Below are 21,052 nucleotides of genomic sequence, written 5' to 3'. Positions count from 1 at the left end.
GCTCATATTCCTCTCACACATCCGAGATCAATCAGTGACCATGCCCAACCTTTCATCCTGACTCTATTGCAAAAATTGTTATTATCGAATCAACTGGCGAATTCGGCGCACGCTCTGGTCCAAATGATGAAGGAAATTCTCTGGTTCATCAATTTTGTGGGGAGACAGTTCCAAGTTAAAAATCCCTTGAAAATTATGTTCCATAAGGAGTGCAATATTCCTTTCGATCGGCACATCTCCCATACCAAGCGGCAGATGTGTCTGTTGGTTGAGACAATCGTGCACATGGCAATGAATAACCTTTTTTAAAAATTCTATTGGAGGAAACTGGCTTTCAAGTCCCCTTTGATGCATGGCGATAGAATGACCAAAATCCCAACAGATGCCAAGCTGATGATCGCATTTGTCAAACAAGGCCAAAATCTCTGTGAAGCTATCCCCAACGTGAATCTTTCCTCCATCGGTTCGATTGCGCAGATTTTCCAGCGCAAAAGCGGCCGATCTGGCTGCCGGTAATGCTAGAATTTGATCCAGATAGTTGAGCGTGCCATCAAAAATGGCTTGGCGTGGTGCCGTTTTGGAGTTGAGGGGATGAATCACCCATAACGGCATTGTGCAGAACTGCTGCACCATGTAGTTGGTAATTGTCGAGATGATCGCTAACTGATAATCCATTGGTTCAGGGAATTGGAATCGAGTGGGGACATGGAATGTCACTCGGAACCCTAATCCGATCAGTTTAGCGATAGCCTGAAATAAAAGCGGCTGCTCCATCCCTCTAGTAAGCTTCAGTTCGATGCTCTCAATCCCCATCGATTTGAGATCAGACAAGGTTTGATCTATATCTGGCATTGCCTTCTGCCAGATCTCGGGATGATTGGGTTCATCCAATCCCAGAATCTTCTGCCAAAAAAAAGAAAATCCAATTTGCACAAGCAGCTCCGTCTCAATCTGATTTCTTGCTCACCCATTAACTCATTCGATCTCGGCTTGGAAGTCCTTACCTCCCATAGGTAACCCTCAACTGGGAAATTTAATATTGGGGTGAAACCTAAAAAATTAGGCTAAGATAACAAATTATGCATTTATAAGCAAGCACTTTAACCGTGCATGAGATAAAAACCACTTTTTGGTCTTTCTGACATTGAGCGAACTCCAATCACAATTTTTAAAATTGCGATGCTGTTCTTACTCGGAGGGAACGCGAGGCAACAACAAGCTACATCGCACGGGAATAAGAATAGCGAGATTCATGCAGCTTCGACTAACCAGATCCCTGTCCAAAAGTGAAGGCATCAAGAAAAATAAATCACTCATATTGTTGGAATCTGTAATTGGCACTTGTTGTAAAAATCGAAATCTGAGGCGATGAGGCCATCCCTGTGAATGCAGGAATCTCTTGAAAAGCAGTTTTCAGGAATTAATCCCAAGAGATGCCTAAAGGTGCTGGCATGCCATTTACCAGGTCTGGCAATTTTGCGATAAAAATTAATTAATGAATCACCGTTGAAACAAAGTTTTTCCAGATTTCAATGGGATATTTGCAGCGATCTCCATCCAAAATGTCTAAAACTGCACGATGGTTGGCGCAAGCAACGAAACCATGTCAGATATGTTTTCGATGGTGGCGTTTTGACATTGCACTTCTCGGGTCCCTTCGATCTGGGCAGTCTCCACGTTCACCAGCTTAACGGTAATGATCAACAGATTGCCCAGCTTGTTGATGCTGCCGATTAGGATATATTGGGCATTGAGGTGCTGACCCACTTGAACCGCAGCCGAAGTCGTCAACCCAGTCATCTGATAGTTGAGCTCGGATAATACCGAATTAATTTGATTGCGTTCGATCAGATCGACAAATGGGCTATTCCCCAATTTGCCTTCCAGCAAATAACTGGTGGTTCTAGCGATGTCTTCATCAAGGCCGGGACTGTCGAAATACATCACAGCGATTTTCTTTCGCTCCCCAAACTGGATGAGCGGCTGTTGCGGCGTGGTGATTTTCATCGCAGCCCCAAAACCAGAGCTACCTTCAGATCTGACCGGCCCGCCGGTGGTGAACCGCTGATAACCATCCATGCCAGAAATCTGCCACAGATTGATTGCACCGCCAGAGGCATTCATATTATAAGCTACAGCCAGCCATTTGCCGTTCTGTGCCATCTCAATGGCCGTAATTTTTCCGTCGATCGGCTGGTTGTAATCAATCACACCGCTTTTGATGTTCCAGATCGAAAACCGGTTTTGTCGGAGCGTCGAGTTATCAGTAATGGCATAATTTTTATCTGGAGAAATGGCAAAAAAATGAATGTCACATTTATTCCCTTGAATCAGCTCAATTTCGCTCCCTGTCTTCCAATCATAAAATCCAAGATTGTATTTGAAAACCATCTGCCGGCCGCCCTTCGCAAGCACATGTTCCTGCATACCAACGCCGACAAAATATTTGTCTGGACTGAACCCGGCAGAAAGGACTTCGATCCCCGAGTTGTTCATCGTTTTCGATTCGATCTCGTTTTTTCGGACGAGTCGCTGCTTAGCAACATCCCAAATAGCCATCAATTTATCCTTTCCGATGGAAAGTAGTTGATCTCCGCTTAAATTGAACGACACAGCGATTACCGCTTTTTGATGCGCTTTCAGTAGCCCTCGCATCGCGCCGGTCGGGAAATCCCAGAGCCCAATTTCATCGCGCTTTCCACCAGCCGCCAGCAATCTGTCATCCGGAGAAAGGTCCATATGGTGAACCGCAGCTTCGAAATCGCCAATTGATTTGATTACCTGACCAGAATAAAGATCCCAAATGATGATTTTTTTGTCATCCGATCCTGATATGAGATACTGGCTTTTCGAGTCGAACACCAGGCTATTCACCGAGCCCGAATGCTCTTTGAGCCGCCGGATCATTTTCTTCGCCTGGAGGTCGAACAAATAGACATTTCCCGATTCTGCCCCGATGGCTAGAAAGCGCCCCTCGACGTTGATCTTCAAGGAACTCACTCGCTCGGTTCTCAAAGGGATATTCTGTTCCAAATAAAGAGAAAATTGCCCGAAAGCACCACCGAATTGCACGATTAACCAGCAGATGATCAATAAAGCTTTAGTCTTCATTGGGACGGATCCTTTTTCATTTGGCAAGAACTTCAGGAGCATCGCAAAATCATCGATCTGACATGGATTCTCCGATTTTGTTCGGATATGGATCTTGATTAGTCAATTTCAGACGTGATCTCTGGCTAAAAAATAAATGAAAGCCCGCTCATAATGGTCAGTAACCCACCATTGCTATCCGAATTCAGGGAGAAACCGTATGTGATCGAAGTGTTGAGCGCCGCATACTGATTGAAAAAATTTCTCAGGCCAACACCAAGATTGATATAGGAATAATCGATGAAATCCCCATATTCTGGCGAAAAATCGCTTTGATACCATTGGGCCGAAGCGTATGGGATCAACCGCGAGGCACTTGAAAAATTGTAGTTCACAAAAGCGGAGGCGCTGATGTGCGTATCAACCTGATCGGAAAAGATGGACATTGTGATTTGGGGTGCAATCCCAAGTTGCAATCGCGAAGTAAGAAACCGTCCATAGCTCAATTGAATCGTGGAATTGCCCATCTTAAAATCTTTGTACATCATCAGAATATAAAAAGCGGCAAACTGAATTTCCGAATCCCCCTTCTCGATCCCGATATCCCCCGGATCGCTGGAGATCGGTCCTTTCGAACTGGTTGTTGCTTCAGAATCTCCAGATAGACTGATAAAATCGCCGATCACAATTGGGTTTCTTGTGTTCTGCGAAATGATCTTTGCCGCACATTTCCCTTTGACGAACTTGACGATCTGGATTTCGCCGATCTTTTTTGGATGTCCTGAACCCTGGTCGCGATAAACAGAAACATGATCTCCGATTGATAGACCCGATGATTCATCAAGGTCTTTGATCAATACATACTGTTTAACGATTTTTATGATTTGCTGCGCCTGAACATTATTACACATCACAAGTACGAATAGAAATAAAAATAATTTTCGGAATTTCATATTTGCCTCCTGGCATTTTGATGAGCTGCTGAGCTTTTCGGATTGAATGAATTTGGCAGATAAAAGTCTCGCTGGCTCCGAATCAACCGATGAATACATTGCTGGTTATGACGCAAGCACCACCCCTATTGCATCTGCCCGATAGATAATCATCAGCTTCCTTGTCCTCGCATCGCTGAACTTAAGGGATAGCGAACTGATCAAAAAATGAATGAAAGGCCGCTAATGATCATTAGCATCCCCATTTTGGAATTTTTAGCCATCGACATTCCATAACTGACAGCGGTATTGATCGATGCGTACTCGGTGAAAAAATTTCGAACGCCGACGCCAAGCGTCCAGAATGCAGCATCGGTTAAATTCCCGCTCGGAGGCGAGAAATCCGATTGATACCATTGAGAGAAAATATATCGGATCGTTTTTGAATTGGTATTCAGGTTAAAATTGAAAAACGCAGTCCCGCTCAGCTTTACTTCTGCGCCATGGCTGTAGTAAACGCTGGTATATCCGGGCGTAAATGTCACTTGCGGTCCAATACCAAGTTGTAGCCTGGAACTAATAAAATATCCATAGCTCAATTGGATGATCCCAGTTCCACCGTTGTTATAATCGGCCCCCACCATGGTGGAATAGTAACCGAGAAAGCTGATTTCCGAATCCCCCGGCTCAATTTGGGCTGATAAATTGAGCGCCCAAAGCAATGTCACTAAACTGATAAGAAGTATTTTTCTCATACCTGCCGCCTTCCCTTAAATAGACATTGTTTACCAATTCTGACATTTGAACTCGCCAGATTGGGAGAATAAATTGCTTAAGAAAATTGGACAAAAGAGTCTATGTAAATATACAGGCTATCAGTCAGCATCACGGAAAATTTCGTTTGTTGCAGAAGTTATAATTTTAGTCCCAACCAGCTTTTGAGCACTTAACAAATTAAATAGACCGAAGTCAAACAGGAGTACTGAGAATTTCAAAAGATGACTGAATGCCTTAGGCAAGCATTCATAATAGATGGCAATATTTGCAAAAGATTTTTTCGAACAAAATTCCAAGGAATTTTGCCAATGAAGCGATCCATTAACAAAACGAGAATTCGCAAGCTTTCAGTTCTATTAGTTGATTTGAGGTATCATCTTGTATCTGAGGAGATTTTGGTGCGATTATTTTTGATAGGATGATTTTTGGCAGGACAATGTTTCAGCAGCTAATTTTGCGGTCTAAAAACCGATGCCCCACTCTGCTCCGATGATCTTTGATTTAGGTTTGATTAAAAGAAGCTGGCGCGTTTAATTTATCAGCGACAACGAGTCGCTACCATGATTCGATCATTTTGCAAAAAATCCTAAGCTGAGCGCCAATTAAGCTTTTGGGATCAAGATGTTTGTCATCAACCATTCTACCCATAATTAATGTGTACAAAATCCGTAGATTGAAATCTGATTATTAGCTACCCATAGATCAACACTCCACGCACGAATTGCATGAGAAAGGAATATGAGACGAACCAGTTTTATCTGCTAACTTTGGCAAGGAAAGGGACAAATTCGTCATGTTGCTGCATCAGCTTTTTTGTTTGAAATCTTCTTTATTGATCCCATATCGCGTGAGCAGCTTATGCAATTGTCGCTCGCTGATACCAGCAGCCTCAGCTGTGGCGTTGATCCTGCCGCGATGTTTGGTCAGCAGTTCGGTCAAATATTGTCGTTCGACCCGTTCGATCGCATGCTTTCTGACCTCTTTCAAGGTTTGGCTGGTATCAATGGCATATCGGTTTTTCTTGGTCTGATAGGTGAATAGCTCCAGCGGGAAGCTTTTCGGAGTTAAAATAGAAGATGTTTCTAAAATGTATGCCCGCTCGATGAGATTTTCCAACTCTCGGATATTGCCTGGCCAAGAATATGCTTCGAATGCATCCAGCACATCAGGATGGATATCGGAAATATTTTTGGCGTTCAATCGATTCAATCGCTTCAGGAAATTATCGACCAAGATGGGGATATCTTCAACCCGCTCGCGCAATGGTGGGATTTCCAGCGGGAACACGTTCAAGCGATAGTACAGATCACTCCGAAATAGACCTTGGTCGCACAACTGCTTCAAATTGGTGTTGGTCGCGGCGATAATGCGGACATCGGTCTTAATTTCGGTCTCACCGCCCACCCGAACAATGGTGCGATCCTGCAACACCTGCAACAGCTTGATCTGCATGGCTGCCGATATCGTTCCGATCTCATCGAGAAAAATTGTCCCGCCGTGGGCAATCTCAAACTTGCCAAGTTTTCGTCGCACAGCGCCAGTGAACGCCCCTTTTTCATGACCAAACAGCTCACTCTCCAATAGGGTATCAGGAATTGCACCGCAATGAACGCTGATGAACTGTTTGGTGCTTCTCTGGCTATGTTTATGGATCAGCCGGGCGATCACCCCTTTACCAGTCCCAGTCTCACCGGTTAGCAACACGGTGCTTTCTGTTGGCGCGACAGCCCGCACTCGGCTAAAAACCTCTTTCATCTTGTTCGAGTTGGTCTGCAATACCGAGAGCGAGTCCGTCCGCCAGAACCGATCACGCAGATAATCCAGCTCCGAGTGCATCCGCTTGTACTCCTGAAGACTATCGACGACATATTTTACCTCTTCAGGATTCAATGGAAAAGTCAAATAATTGCTGGCACCTGCTTTCACCGCATTCACGGCGTCTCTAATCTGTTGTGGCAAGGCGAGCACGATGATTTCCGCATCAGAATTGATCCGCCAAAACAATTGCAACTGATTTTTATAATCGTTCTCAGTCTTTAATGACTTCAGTAAATCGATATCAATGAAGACAAAGTCGAAACGCTTGCGCTGGAATTGCTCAATCGCTTCTTCCAGCGATTGCACTGGCTCGATTTTGTAGCCAGTCTCAAAACAGACTTTTATTATATCTATCGCATCAACATTGGTGGTTGCAATCAGGATGTACTTCATAGCAATGAATTTTTTCCTCGAGAGTTTTCTATTCGTTCATTTGCGGTTTTGTTTCTCAAAAAATTAATGATCGTACTCGAAAAACCACTAATTCCGATAAACTGAACCTCAATCAGATGAATTAGCCTAAGTTAGTTCGCCAATCGGCGAACGGCCAAGGGCTTTTTAAATTGGACCCATCACTGAAATTCCAAATCGAAATCTCTGTTCAATCGCACTTCGAATTGTTTGATCGATTAATTTCTTCTTGAGCAGGATCGAACTTATTGTCAGTGGCGGGCAAAATTTGATTTGCCAGAATTCTCAGGTTTGATTTAACAGTTGCAAAAAATTTTGGTCATTCCCCCATATTCATCAAACAGCCCTTAAGGTCTTCCTCTTGCGCTCCACTTTTGATTTGATTTCGCTGATCTTCATGAATTGCATTTTGGATCAAAATGTGAATTTCAATTAAACCATGTCATTCCTGCGAACGCAGGAATCTTTTTCATAGCCATTATTTCAATCAAAGTTATCTGGAGAAGTCTGAACGTCAGTTGGTATTTGGTGTCAACTTAAGAATGACACCTTTTCCCGCTTGCATCGCTTCGGTCGATGCCCATGATTAGCGAGCGGACAGCTTGACATCTTGCCTTGTTTTTGGAATTTTGCAATAAAAACGAATTAGAAACTGCAGTAATCGAATCTGGATAACCCGATTACTCTAACGGAAATCATGATTAGTGGTCACGAATAAAGGCAGCGATCGATTTCGACCCGCCTCAGCAATCCGTTCCCAAACATATTTAGCGATCTGAGATGCGATTTTTTTGACAATCTCATCTGGAACCCCATCAAAATGGACCGATTTCAGCCGCATATCACAAATTTCATTGACATAATCGACCACAATGAATTCGCTTCGCCGATTCATGGCGATTTCGGTGGAAAAGAAATTCAGTTTGATCAAGGTTGAGATTTTTTTTACGATATCAAATAGCGGTTGCAGTTGAAAATTGGTGATGTCTTCTGCTGTCAGCGATTCGTAAACATGGGTGAGATCGTTCCACCAGGCGCATTCAATTATGCCACAGCAATAAAAGCCCCGGAACCAGAACCGCTTCTGGTCTTTTTCCAGAGGTATCACTTTCTCTTGCAACAAATATTTATCATCCCCATATTCTTTACGCACCTGCAAGACATCCTGCAAAGTTTCTGCCCCATTAACGACACCAATCCCTCCGCCGGTGGTGTTCGCAGGCTTTATGATAAACGGTCGGCCCAATTTGGCCAGATCAGCCACGGATAAAAATAGATCTGCGGTTGTACTGAATGGCGGAATGATAATCGTATACGGCGTTATCAATCCGTTTGAAATGAACTCCAAATGCATTGTGGCTTTATCCGAAGCCCATCTTAGCCGCTCTAAAGGATCTAATACTGGAGTACCGCGTTCCACCAGCCATCGATGGAGGTCTAAGAACTCTGGGGTGCTATCTGAACCCCGATCGAACAAGAAATTGAATGCCAATTCTTGATTGCGAAGTTTCCGAATCGTCTCTTCCAAATTGAACGGTTCGACAATATAAGTGCTCAAACCATGGACTTGTTGAGCATAGTGTTGAACCAGATGCAAAAAATCCCGATCATATTCCCAATCAGTGGCAATACAAAAATCATAAATTTGCGGCATAGTTATTTAGATTTAAATTCGATCTTCCAGGGCCCTTGGAATTCCAGTCAATTTTCTATCGTATGGATCGATTCGAGTTTTAAAAATGAGCAAACTGTAAATACGGCAATTTCACTCCCGTGAAGGCAAGAGTTGCATTTATTAAACGATTCACCAATTTGAAAGATGCCTGCCCTCGCAGGCATGACGTGAATTTTGTTAGCTATTTCAACTTGGCACAACTTTCTTCAATGGAAATCGCTTTTGGCATGGGCTGATATTTGATTTGCCCTTTCATTCAACTTGATCACAGCCCAGGCCTGGATTATCGGTCGGGAATAGCATTCCATCTTTTAAAACCACTCCGCCGACGAATGGATCATTCAATAGGCCGAGATGACCATCTAAATCAGCATATTTTATATTGGGCTGACTTAGCGCCACATGCAATCCACCGGCAATTCCAAGGACCGACTCATCCATGCAACCGACCATTACGCTAATATCTTTGGATCGCGCCACCGCACAAATTTGAAGGGCCTCGGTGATGCCCCCCATCTTCATCAGCTTCACATTGAGCAGATTGGCCCCTTCGGCTTTTGCAAGTTCGATAGTATCAGTCAAACTAATGACGCTTTCATCGGCCATAACCAGCAGTGGAAGATGCTTGGCTAAATATTTTAATCCTTCTCGATCATCTTTCGAGGTGGGTTGTTCGATGAATTCCAGCTCCGCTGTTTGAGTTTGCTCGGCGAATTTAATCGCCTGTGCAACGGTGTAGCCCTGATTAGCATCGAAGCGAAGGGCGACTTCATGCCCAACTGCTTCCCTCACTTTCATCACGCGGACAATATCGGCATCGACATCCAATCCCCCTTTGAGTTTCAGACACTTAAAACCCTGATGAGTCCATAATAAAGCTTGCGCCACAGTCTCCGCTTCAGGCAAAATCCCGACGGTCACACTGGTCGCGATCCGATCCCGAAAACCGCCCAATAAACGCCATAGTGGCAGATTGGCACACTTGCCCAGCAAATCATACAGGGCGATGTCCACGGCAGCCAGCGCTGCATTTTGTTCGCCGATAGCGGCCCTGATCTGTTCAAGCAGCCACCTGGTTCGCAAGGGATCGGCTCCATTTAGGATCGGCACCACCGCCTGCTGGATGGCATTCATCACCGTCCTTTCATTTTCGCCAGTGACATATTCATCTGGCGCAGCACAGCCAAAACCAACCAGTCCGTGATCCGTCTCGATGCGGAGGATCACATTGATCGCCGAATCGATGGATTCGTAAGCAATGGTGTATGCCTGGCTCAACTTGAGCTCAATGGGCCAAGCTTCGACTTTTATGATTTTCATGACGAAGCAAATAGGGTCTTAAAATATCCACGATTGTATCAGCGCCATCCAACAGAACGTCAAACGCAGGAATGCCCGTCTCTATCTGGAGTTGGTGACAGATTGCTGGTATACTTTCTAATTCCAGATTTTCATGGTTGATTGTGATCGCAACTATTGGTTTACCAGATATGATTTCAATGGCCTGGATTTGTTGCGCGAGCGGATGGATCGGATAACCAGGGAATCCATCATACTCTTTTCGAGCCGGAGCATGTTGCAATACAATGACATCAGGTCGCCCGGCAGCAAGAATTTCAAAGCCGCCAGGATAAGCGGGATTCAGCAGGCTTCCCTGCCCTTCGATCACAATCGCATCAGGGTGTTGCTCGTTCCAAGCTGACCAGATGGCATGCTCGAGTTCGCCAGAGACGAAATCATTGATCAACGAGTCCAGAATGATACCATATCGCGCGCCCTGCATCCAGGCGGTCTGCCCGGTCCCAATCAGTTCGGCTGAATAGCCCGCATTCTTGATTGCATCCACGATTACCCAGGCGGTCGTTCGTTTGCCCACAGCAGAATCCGTCCCCAATACAGCGATCTTTAATGAATCGACCTGCTCGATTTTGCCGCTGAAAAAATGGAGCTGGTTTCGTGGCGGCGTCTTGCGGATGTCGCGCAATTGGACGCCATGATGTTTTGCCAGCGCGACAAACTCTGGATCTTCACTGAGAAAATCATGCAGCCCTGAATCGATATGCAAGCCTAACTGGATCGCCTTTTTTACATCCGAACGGGCTTTCGGGTCCAATTGCCCCCCATCTGGCGCCAGACCGATCACTAAAAATTGCGCTGGTTCATACCTTTCTTTAGCCGCTTGGAGGGCCGTCTCAATGCTCGGATAAATTGTGATCTGATTGGGTTTACCGTCCAATATTTGACCCGCATCCTGACCAGCAAACCGCGAATCGACCACGGACAGGATTTTATACCGACTCGTGCGTCTCACTAATCCATGGCAAGTTTTGCCAGTAGGAGTGTTAAAAGCTCCCTCGCAGTAAATAATCGCGTTTCCTTCAACACTTGAGCTCATTGTTCCCCCTTAGATTTTGGAACAATCGAATGATCAGGGATGAAGTCATTAAGGAAAAAGCGAAAACAATACATTCGCGATGCTTCCGACCAGAATGGCGGTGGAGGCTCCTCAGTGAGACCTTGGGATCGGGAAGGCGGCTCTGGTGATGACGGGTTGTTATCTTGACCGTTCATGCATTACAATTCGAATTCAACTGATAATTTCGCTTCCAAATCTCTGCATGAATGGAAGCCAATCGATTTTTTAGCAGGGTCAATATTAACCATTTTATCACAAAAAAACAAGAAGAATTTTTATTTTTTGATCATCGCACTTAAATTCCTTGACTATGAATTTTGAATTGACTATCATTATTCAGCACGAAAGGGAAGAATTATGAGACGATTCGCATTCATTGCATTGGTATTGCTCTGGTTCAGCGCATTCACTGACATTGCGGCGGACGAAAGTTGGAAGATCTTTGACGATCGAACCATTGGAGATGTCAAAATCCTGATCAATCCTGCTTACCTAAATTCCATTTTGGATCCTGCTAATGCAAAAAGCGATAGTCTATTTCCAGCAGCCTTTTATTATCGGAATGCGATCATTCCTGGGGATACGGTGCTGCTGATCGGATTCCGAATCCGAGGCAATACCTCTCGTACGTCAGCCAAAAAATCTTTCAAAATAGATTTTAACCATTTCGTCCCGGGCCGCAAATTTTATGGTTTGGAGAAAATGAACCTGAATGGCGAGCATAATGATCCTAGCATCATGCGCTCGAAATTGTGCTGGGATCTGTTTCAGCAAATCCGCGTCCCTGCTTCGCGCGCCAATCATGTGCGACTTTACATCAACGATAAATATTATGGCCTGTACATCAATGTCGAGCATGTGGACGATGAGTTCGTCCAGAAACGATTCGGCAATCAAAATGGGAATTTATACAAATGCCTTTGGCCTGCCGATCTAGTCTATTTGGGTCCGGACCAACAGCTATATAAAAAATTCTTTGGGGATCGTCAGGCTTATGAGTTGATGACCAACAAAGACAAAAACGACTATTCCGACCTGGTGCATTTCATCGATGTGCTGAATAATACACCAGCCTCGCAGTTTAAAATCGAGCTCGAAAAAGTCTTCAACGTGGACAATTTTCTGAAATGGCTGGCGCTGAACGTGCTCGTCGGCAGTTGGGATGATTACTGGTATTTGAAGAACAACTACTATCTCTATCACAACACCGCCACTGACAAGTTTGAATTCATCCCTTACGATTACGACAATACCTATGGCATTGATTGGGTCGGCGGCGATTGGGCGACACGGAATATCTATCGCTGGGGCAATATGCAGGAGAAACGCCCGCTGGTGACGAGAATCTTGGAGCTTCCCGAATATCGCTATCGCTACACTTTATATCTGGAAACGTTCATGAACAATGAGTTCAGCTTCGAAGCCCAGGAGCCCCGCATCGATCAGCTCAAAGCCATGATCACCCCAGCCGTTGCCGCCGATAGCTTTCGCATATTGGATTGGGATTTCTCAATTTCGGATTTTCATCAATCGTTCGAGACCTCGGTTCCCACTAAATATAACCACGTCCCTTACGGGATCAAGCCGTACATCAAGCTGCGGATCGCCAGCGCTACCTCCCAATTAGCGACCTTTTATCCGCCGCCTGTGGTCATCAACGAATTTATGGCCAGTAACAAGCGAACCCTCGCCGATGAATATGGCGAGTACGACGACTGGATCGAACTATATAATGCCGATTCCCAGCCATTCAATGTTAAGGGCATGTTCCTCTCCGATGATCCCGCCCATTCGACCCGCTGGATGTTGCCCGACACGACCATTGCGCCGAAGGGATTTCTCCTCATCTGGGCTGATGGCGATCCCACGCAGGGGAAACTTCACACCAATTTCCGCCTCTCCGCCGATGGAGAGCAACTGGTGCTCTTTGCAACCATGGCCGAGGGCAATTACCTGATCGACACCCGCACCTTTAATGCCCAGCAGACCGATCTCTCTTATGGCAGATTGCCCGATGGCGGGAAAAAATGGTCTGCCATGCCGCCAACGCCTGGAGCGCCCAATAAAACTGAAACGCTGGTTGCTGATCGAAAAGTATCATCACCTGAAAATTTTGAACTCAGCCAGAACTATCCCAATCCATTCAATGGTTCGACCCGAATCCAATTTCATTTGCCGATGTCGGGCAAGGTCACGTTACAGATATTCAATCTTTCGGGACAGATGGTCAAAATATTGGCCGATACATATTTTTCTGCTGGGTCTCATGCACTTGATTGGAATGGCCAGGATGACTCGGGCAATCCCGTGACTAGTGGAACGTATTTTTATCAATCAAAGACTGAGAGTTTTCAGATGACGAGGAAGATGGTGTTGCTGCGCTGATTTTTAGGGCAAGATGGCATCCTGCCATACGAATCAGAAACTTAGATTGACTTTTTTGAAATTATTTTATACTTTTGTGATGCTAGAAATCAGATGGACACCATTCGCAAGTTGGCGGATGGTATCCATCTCTTTCAACAAATCCTTTTGTCGGCGGACAGGTCCGCAGACGGAGAGATGGAAAAGCGCTAAAGCGTTTTGGAAAAAAAGGAAAATCAATGCAAAGACTAATCGAAATCCTCCTCAATGCCCTCCCCGAAGCCATCGGTGCACTCATTGCTGCTGGTATTATCACTCTGTTAAGCTATCTCTTCGTGAAACGACTTCGAAAACCAACTCTTCCAGATAACTCCCTGCCGCAAGCGCCGCCTGAACCACCTAAACCAGAAATCTATTCCAACCTTCCCTCTCGCACTGAATTCATCGGTCGGAAAAAAGAAATGGAGCGGGTGAAAACGACATTAAATTCCCCCAATTCTTCGATTGACATCAATAGCTTCAGCAATCTTGACAAGAGGTTTTTAGCATTGGAAATGGTTCCTAACTGTTCAAAGGATTTCGCTTGCAAATTTCTACATAGCTTTTCAATCTAAAAATGGCCAAGAAATTCTAAATTCTTTTGCAAGTGCTTTGATTCATTTTGAATTTTTGCTTGACAATCTCCAAAGAAATCTATATATTGACAGGCAAACTCTCCAATGCGCTACTTTCATGTGTCATAAAGCATAAAATTTAGATGGCTTCCCTAAAAGAAAATCTTCTTGATAACCAAAATCGGCGGGTAAAATATTTTTGGAACGAGCACGCTTGTGCACCTTATTATTTCAAAAAAAGCATTGAAAAGCTCTAATAAAGATTAGCAATATTCCTCCTCGTCAAAAAGCTGGTTCTAAATAAGTGGATAACGGGAGAAATTATAAATGAAAACCCCACCAATTCAAAATGCGGTAATCATCGATATTGACGGTTTGAGACGGGATGTTTTGTACAACACTTTAGCCGAAGACTCGCTGCGTAGGGATGCGAATAAGAAGTTGCCTAACCTATCCAAAATTGTAGGCAACATCCAATTGGAAGGTGTATATGATCCGAATAAAATTGCGCTTGAAAAAAGTTATGGCATTACCAAATGTGATTCATTAGCTGCAAATCATTGCTTAACGATATTTCCTTCCTACACCTATCCAGCTCAGGCTTCAATTTTTACTGGTCTCTTTCCTAAAAATCACGGTATTACCGCCAACTTCCATTTTGATCGCGCAGGGAAATCACTGGGCGCTGACGGCAAATCCAGATTTTATTCACCTTTTGAAGCAATGCGCTTCTATTTGAACGAAGGAAGTTGTAATCGCATGTTGAACAAGGGAGTCATCACCATTTATGATTACTTTTTCGAACAAGGCTACAAATGCGTGGTCAGTTGCAACTTGTTTGTCTCTCAAAGCACAAAGGCCGTGAACCATGTAACCTGGCATCTCCCGTGGAATTTTGAAGGAGCTGGAAAAGAGATCGATTGGTTAATCCCAAATATATTGAGCCAGTTTCAGTTTATCACTGAGAGCGGAGCCGATGGGATTGGCGATTACCGCGAAAATTTCGATCATAAAATGATAGAGGATTTGTTGGGATATTTAGGCGAGCACCTTAAATTCAAAAAAGCGCCTCCGAATTTGATCACGCTTTATTTCGGCGGGCATGATCACCAGGCCCATCTCCAGGGCGAGGTAGCATTACAGCGAGATTATCTGGTAAATACCGTCGACGTTCTCTTGGGTAAGTTTTTGAATCTCTGGGAGGAGCTGGCAAAAATCAATCCATTGGAAAATACCCTGTTTGTCATCTGTTCGGATCATGGACACACCAGAGCCGAAATGGATAACAAAAAACGCGTGACGAAAAAAGAGCTGATCGCTGCAATCAAAAAAATCGGGTATGATACTCTGGATAAAAGCGAACTATTTGAGCAGGAGCAATTTTCCAATGCAATAATCAATGTCACCGCAGGCGCAACCCATATTTATGTACGTCGTGGTGTTGTCAAAGATGTTCGGGCAGAGTGGCGAGACCATCCTGATTTTCAAGATTTGCGCCCAATTTTAAAGGAACTCAGCCAAGCCAATCAACTCCAATCAAGCGCATCAAACCCTTTTTCAAACGCATTTGATTATATCCTTTTCAAAGACTATGACCAGAAGAAATACCAGATTTACAAATACGATCTAATGAATCATACTGATATCATCAAACCCATTTCAAAAAATTTTGGCATTGATCAGAATTACGTGCTTGGGAAAGAGCGGCTCGAAGAGTTATATAGCGATAACAGCGGAGATATTTTGTTATTGGTAAACTATAGCGAAAATTTTCGGTTTGAACAAAATCGACGCATGCTCTCGACACATGGAAGCCTAGTTGCGACGGATTCCGATGTACCGTTGATATTTGCAACGCCTTATAATCGCAGATTAATTAAATCAATGGCAGCCAGAAGCTATGACCGAGGGGTAATTCCATCGGCGCGGATTGTTGATATTGCACCAACACTGCTTCACTTGTTTAAAATCAATTTTCAGAAAATGGATGGCAAAATATTATTTTAGAACCTATGCCGTTTCTTCTAAGATTTTAATCGACCAAACTATAAAGCTAAAATTTTGCTGCAAAGCAAAATCGCAACAGCTCAACTAAATTATCATGCAAAAGTTTTTTAGAGATGACATCTTTAAACCAATAAGGCAATTCAGTAATCCGCTTAAAAAAAGCAGTTGTTCCATTCGGCAATTGGGTAGCAAAGCGGTAAAAAATATCTGAAAAAAAATCTCAGGACGAAGAATAGTGCGATTTGCACGACTTGCATATTTGAACCTGTTTATTCATCAAGAATGCGGTTCGTAATCCCTGGCGCTCACCTTGCCCCACGCTCCAAGCTCCATGCCCTAATCCCTCAGCGACTCCACCAGCTCGAAATCAATAATCCGCTCATCGAGATTCACCAGCACCACCATCACCACAACCGGATCGCCCAATTGATACACCTGACCATGATATTGCCCAACCAGTCGATACTTGGTCTCCTCGTAGATATAATAATCATCCCGCAAATTAGAAATATGCACCATGCCTTCGATCAAATAATCGGTGATCTCCACAAAGATACCGAATGAAGTGACGCCAGAGATAATGCCGTGGAACGTCTCGCCGATTTTGTCCTGCATGAATTCCAATTGCTTCACTTTCACCGAAGCGCGCTCCGCTTCCATGGCTTTGATCTCCTGCTCGGTGGCATGGGTGCAGATCTTCTCTAATTGGCGTTTTTTGATCGGCTGGGCCTTTGGATCAGCCAAATATTGTTTCAATAACCGATGCGCCATCAAATCAGGGTAGCGCCGGATCGGCGAGGTGAAATGGCAGTAATGTTTCAGCGCCAATCCAAAATGCCCCTCGTTTTTGGTGCTGTAACGGGCCTTCATCATGGTTCGGATCATTACCTGATCCACAAGCACCTCAATTTCAGATCCTCTGATCTGGTGCTGCAAATTTTGAAACAGCTTGGGTGTGACTTTTTTCTTCGGCGCAAAATCGATCCCCAACGCCTGGGCAAATTTGCTGAAATCCCGTAGTTTTTCAGCACTAGGGCGCTCATGAATTCGATAGGGAAATGGCAAGAGCTCACCATTTTGCTCACTCAGCTTTTCCGAAATATGGCCCGCAACAATCGAATTTGCCAGCACCATAAATTCTTCGATAAGCCGATGGCTATCCAATTGCACCAATTTCTCGATGGCAATCGGCTTGCCTTGATCATTCAATTTGAACCGCACTTCCTGGCTGGCAAAATCCAGGCTGCCTCTCCCCTGCCTCTTCTCGATCAGCTTCTTGCTTAATTCAAACATCTTTTGGATCGTTTCGGCAAATTTCTTCTCCTTTTTTTGGCCTTCGATGATTTGCTGAACCTCTTCATAAGTGAAGCGCCGATCGCTTCGGATGATGCTCTCTCGGATCTCGTAATTCACCACATCCCCAGATGGAGTCAGTTCGATCAGCACACTAAATGTCAATTTATCCTCATTAGGTTTCAGGCAACAAATTTCATTGGAGATCCGCTCTGGCAACATCGGTATGACGCGATCGACCAAATAGACTGAGGTTCCGCGATCCCGGCTCTCAAGATCAAGCTGGCTTCCCGGTTTAACGTAGTGGCTTACATCGGCAATGTGCACACCCAAAAGATAGTTTCCACTTTCTAATATCTTCAACGAGACCGCATCATCGAAATCTTTGGCGTCAATAGGATCGATGGTGAACGTCAACTCTTTTCGCCAGTCAAGCCGGCGCTGGATCTCCGATTCGGGGATTTGATTCGAAATTCTCTCGGCCTCGGCAATGGCGCTGGCTGAAAAGTTTCCCGCCAGATCAAATGATCGAGCTACCGAAATAATATCCACTCCGGGCTCGCCAGCTTCCCCCAGAATCTCGACCACCTTACCAATTGGATTGCGATGGACATCATCCCATTCCAACAGATTCACGACCACTTTTTGTCCTTCTTTGGCGTTCATGGTATGCTCTGGGGCAATGTAAAAATCACGCTGGATCTTTAAATCATCAGGTACCACGGTACTCCAATATTTTCCCTGTTGAAAGGTGCCAACAATGTTTTTGCGCGCCCGTTTGATGATCTCCACGACCTCTCCCTCTTGACTTCGTCCCTCATTAGGACGTGCATAAAGTAGCACCTTTACCGTATCGCCATGGAGCGCTGTGCCCATTTTGTTCTGGCTAATAAAAATATCGGTCTCGCCTTCGTCAGTAACGAGGAAACCATACCCTTGGGTCTTAACGTGCAGCTTACCAATCACTTCGATCAGCCTTCTGGCAGAGCTAATTCTACCTCGTTTCAATTTCACAACCTTATTTTCAGCAATCAATTCCTTGATCTCTCGCTTGAACGCTGGATATTTTTGACTTGAAATCTTCAGTATTCTTGCCAGATGCTTCGGCTTATAACTCTGGTCAGGATCCTTTTGAAGGATTTCAAGGATCTTTGATTTATTCATTTTTTCCCTGTTTCATTTTAAACATTCAAAATTCGATATTGGGCTTTAGGTAATTGAATTGATATTTTAGATACCTAAAAAGCGCTGCAAAACCTCCGAGCATTATTGAGGTCTTTTCTAACTTTTAGTGACCTATTTTACTTCGATTTCCATTTTTAGTTCATAATGCAAAACCTGGCCTGGTTCAATGAAGCGCAATGTACCTTCCTGCCGTTCCATAGCGCGGCCCCCAACGTGGCAATTGGCTGGCTCAATCCCTAATACGTGAACCCCAGCTCCAGGCATTTTCCATTGTACCAGTCGCGGCAAATTTTCAGTCGACCATGATAATCGCACCGATAAACAACACGTACCCCCATTTACGATTGGAAAACCAGGGTTCTCAATCACGGCTGTCGCCCATGCCTCGCGATCTGACGATGTGATGAAATCTTCATGGTAATACACTCGTTCTCGATAGCCAGGCGTTGGCGATTGCCATTGCTGGTAGCCTTCCAGCGGTGTTTCTGGTTCGCGCGGAACGACCTTTCGAGAGGGAAAAACTATTTTCGTCTCTTCCGACATCAACGGGAATCCAAAATTAAAATGATAAAGCACCATCAACGGCGAAGGCTCGAAACCAAGATTCTCGATTTGATCATGAATTGCAATGGAATTTTCACCGAGACGACTGCGAATCTGTCGAGTCAAACGAAGATATTCTCCGAAAATCCGCGTCTCTTCAATGACGCCGCTAATGATCATTTCATATTCATCATTGACCCAAAAGCCCTGAGCCGAGACCTGCCGGGCCGGTAGATGATGAATGCGACCATGCAATCCGAGCGATTCCCCGTGATCTTCATTTGGAGAACCGACTTGCCTCAATCCGCATGTCATCAATAGTCCGCCAGCAGCAGTGCGCAGCCATTCCATGCCCTCAGCGCGATAGTATGCAGGATGCATCTCTCCAGTGGAAGCCTGCCAGCTTATCGGCACACCACCAAATTCAGTTAGAGAAATATCAAGACAGCGCATAGGAGATACGTAATAGCTCAATCCGGAACCGGTTCTTACTTGAATGAATTCCGCCCCAGCCTCTGGCCCTTCTTTCAATTCAAATCGGCGAACTCCGCCAATTTGTTCCAGGCGGCCCACTCGCGCCTCAAGATCCCTTCGCGTCCAGTTTCTGCCATATAATTTCATAATCCTCCATCTCCAAATTACGTGTTACTCATCTTCGCTTCAATCCCGAAACAGTCGAGGGAAGCGATGACCTCACTTTTCGGACTGAAAATCATCCTGACTTTGATCATCTCGACTCAGCTTTGGATGTTCTGAATCAAACTTCTGATTAAAGTCCCAAGGCAATAGATCAACGAATAAAATAAATTAAATGATTTTTTCGGAGAAAAGCAAGAAGTTAATCCATTTGATGAATAATAATCGTAGGCATTCACAGAGGACCAATGAAACCGCAAATGTCATACCGGCTATTTATTAGATAGAAAACACAAAATGAGCGACGTGAGATGGCAAATAGCTCTGGATAGGTTTCTCCTCCCTCTCATTGCATATCTCACGTCGCCCAAATCTATTCCCGAATCATGATCAACAACATCTTGAATCTTTGATGGGCAGTCACTGCATGTGGCACATTGGCAGGCATGAGCACGGTCTCGCCTGCTTTCGCAATCACGATCTTTCCGCCGATCATAATTTCTGCCTGACCATCCAGAACGTGCACCACGGCATCGAATGGCGCCGAATGCTCGCTTAATCCCTGTCCCGCATCGAAGGCGAATAACGTCAGTGTGCCAGTTTTGGTTTTCAGGATTTCTCGACTGACGATGGAATTGGCGGAATAGTCAATGAGTTGTTCCAGCCGAACAGCTTCGGCGGAAGGCAATTTTGAAGATTGATTTTTTTGCATCGTCTACCTCATAAACTAATTCATTTTCCCACGGATCATAGAACTATCGCTGATTATTTTTTTATAAATCTGTGGGCGTCCCATGATCCGTGGGAAATAATTTTAATTTTGCTTTTTACAAAACGATATCCGCACCGCTCTCACCAAAAAGACGAACAACAAAATCGCCCCTGCTGCAAACACCAGATCAGGAGCCACCCGCATCCAGGAGAACGTCTGGATGGCTTTGCTGGTGGCAACTTCGGGGCTGCGGGCGTACCATAGACCATCTCGCACGGCATAATAGAATTGATAGAATCCCGATGGAATCAGGCTCAAGACTGTCATCAGCATCAGACCGCCGTTCAAGCCCCAGAAGCTCCATTTCAATAAATTATCCGACCAGGCGGCTTTCTTGAAAATATGCCTGACCGAAAACAGCATCAGGGCAATGGCCAGCAAGCCATAGACGCCGAATAAAGCGGTATGTCCATGGATCGGCGTGGTGTTGATGCCCTGGATGTAATAGAGCACAATGGGCGGATTGATCAGAAAGCCGAACACACCAGCGCCCAACATGTTCCAGAACGCCACCGAGAT

15 protein-coding genes are annotated in these 21,052 nt (G+C 44.8%); 3 read left to right on the top strand and 12 right to left on the bottom strand.

Features of this window, described 5'->3' with window-relative positions:
• Nucleotides 1–81 precede the first annotated feature (81 nt).
• The 8 genes from ONB37_14100 to ONB37_14065 form a co-directional block, all read right to left on the bottom strand.
• Complete coding sequence (locus tag ONB37_14100) at nucleotides 82–933, bottom strand: sugar phosphate isomerase/epimerase (protein MDZ7401290.1); 852 nt, start codon at nucleotides 931–933, stop codon at nucleotides 82–84.
• A gap of 633 nt (nucleotides 934–1,566) precedes the next feature.
• Nucleotides 1,567–3,111 (bottom strand): hypothetical protein, encoded by a 1,545-nt coding sequence (locus ONB37_14095; GenBank protein ID MDZ7401289.1) that lies wholly within the window; start codon nucleotides 3,109–3,111, stop codon nucleotides 1,567–1,569.
• Nucleotides 3,112–3,236: 125 nt separating this feature from the next.
• Nucleotides 3,237–4,043 (bottom strand): hypothetical protein, encoded by an 807-nt coding sequence (locus ONB37_14090; GenBank protein ID MDZ7401288.1) that lies wholly within the window; start codon nucleotides 4,041–4,043, stop codon nucleotides 3,237–3,239.
• A 200-nt stretch (nucleotides 4,044–4,243) separates the two neighbouring features.
• Nucleotides 4,244–4,777, bottom strand: coding sequence for a hypothetical protein (locus tag ONB37_14085; GenBank protein ID MDZ7401287.1), 534 nt, complete (start codon nucleotides 4,775–4,777; stop codon nucleotides 4,244–4,246).
• An 826-nt stretch (nucleotides 4,778–5,603) separates the two neighbouring features.
• Entirely contained in the window at nucleotides 5,604–7,010 is a 1,407-nt protein-coding gene (locus tag ONB37_14080) for a sigma-54 dependent transcriptional regulator (protein MDZ7401286.1), read from the bottom strand.
• Between the two features lie 703 nt (nucleotides 7,011–7,713).
• The gene (locus ONB37_14075) at nucleotides 7,714–8,682 is read right to left on the bottom strand and encodes a hypothetical protein (protein ID MDZ7401285.1); all 969 of its coding nucleotides are present in this window, start codon (nucleotides 8,680–8,682) and stop codon (nucleotides 7,714–7,716) included.
• A gap of 273 nt (nucleotides 8,683–8,955) precedes the next feature.
• Entirely contained in the window at nucleotides 8,956–10,023 is a 1,068-nt protein-coding gene (locus ONB37_14070) for a dipeptide epimerase (GenBank protein ID MDZ7401284.1), read from the bottom strand.
• Nucleotides 9,989–11,098 carry a DUF1611 domain-containing protein gene (locus ONB37_14065; GenBank protein ID MDZ7401283.1) on the bottom strand — a complete coding sequence of 370 codons (1,110 nt, stop codon included), beginning with the start codon at nucleotides 11,096–11,098 and terminating at the stop codon, nucleotides 9,989–9,991. The genes ONB37_14070 and ONB37_14065 overlap by 35 nt, the downstream gene beginning before the upstream one ends.
• A 378-nt stretch (nucleotides 11,099–11,476) precedes the next feature.
• Between ONB37_14065 and ONB37_14060 the strand changes: the two genes are divergently transcribed.
• The 3 genes from ONB37_14060 (at nucleotide 11,477) to ONB37_14050 (ending at nucleotide 16,104) form a co-directional block, all read left to right on the top strand.
• Entirely contained in the window at nucleotides 11,477–13,504 is a 2,028-nt protein-coding gene (locus tag ONB37_14060; GenBank protein ID MDZ7401282.1) for a CotH kinase family protein, read from the top strand.
• Between the two features lie 218 nt (nucleotides 13,505–13,722).
• On the top strand, nucleotides 13,723–14,097 hold the full coding sequence (locus tag ONB37_14055) for a hypothetical protein (GenBank protein ID MDZ7401281.1): 375 nt from the start codon (nucleotides 13,723–13,725) through the stop codon (nucleotides 14,095–14,097).
• 327 nt (nucleotides 14,098–14,424) lie between these two features.
• Nucleotides 14,425–16,104, top strand: a complete 1,680-nt coding sequence (locus tag ONB37_14050; protein ID MDZ7401280.1) for an alkaline phosphatase family protein — start codon at nucleotides 14,425–14,427, stop codon at nucleotides 16,102–16,104.
• 336 nt (nucleotides 16,105–16,440) lie between these two features.
• Here the strand turns inward: ONB37_14050 and rnr are convergent, their stop codons facing one another.
• The 4 genes from rnr to ONB37_14030 form a co-directional block, all read right to left on the bottom strand.
• Nucleotides 16,441–18,561: a ribonuclease R gene (gene rnr, locus ONB37_14045; GenBank protein ID MDZ7401279.1), complete on the bottom strand. Its 2,121-nt coding sequence runs from the start codon at nucleotides 18,559–18,561 to the stop codon at nucleotides 16,441–16,443.
• Nucleotides 18,562–18,693: 132 nt separating this feature from the next.
• Entirely contained in the window at nucleotides 18,694–19,746 is a 1,053-nt protein-coding gene (locus tag ONB37_14040; protein MDZ7401278.1) for an aldose 1-epimerase family protein, read from the bottom strand.
• Nucleotides 19,747–20,134: 388 nt separating this feature from the next.
• On the bottom strand, nucleotides 20,135–20,473 hold the full coding sequence (locus ONB37_14035) for a cupin domain-containing protein (GenBank protein MDZ7401277.1): 339 nt from the start codon (nucleotides 20,471–20,473) through the stop codon (nucleotides 20,135–20,137).
• 102 nt (nucleotides 20,474–20,575) lie between these two features.
• On the bottom strand, nucleotides 20,576–21,052 hold a 477-nt coding region (locus tag ONB37_14030; GenBank protein ID MDZ7401276.1), incomplete at its 5' end, for a cbb3-type cytochrome c oxidase subunit I.

It is taken from the genome of candidate division KSB1 bacterium, from assembly GCA_034506395.1.
Classification (GTDB): domain Bacteria; phylum Zhuqueibacterota; class Zhuqueibacteria; order Thermofontimicrobiales; family Thermofontimicrobiaceae; genus Thermofontimicrobium.
This window is presented reverse-complemented; position numbering and strand designations above follow the sequence as displayed.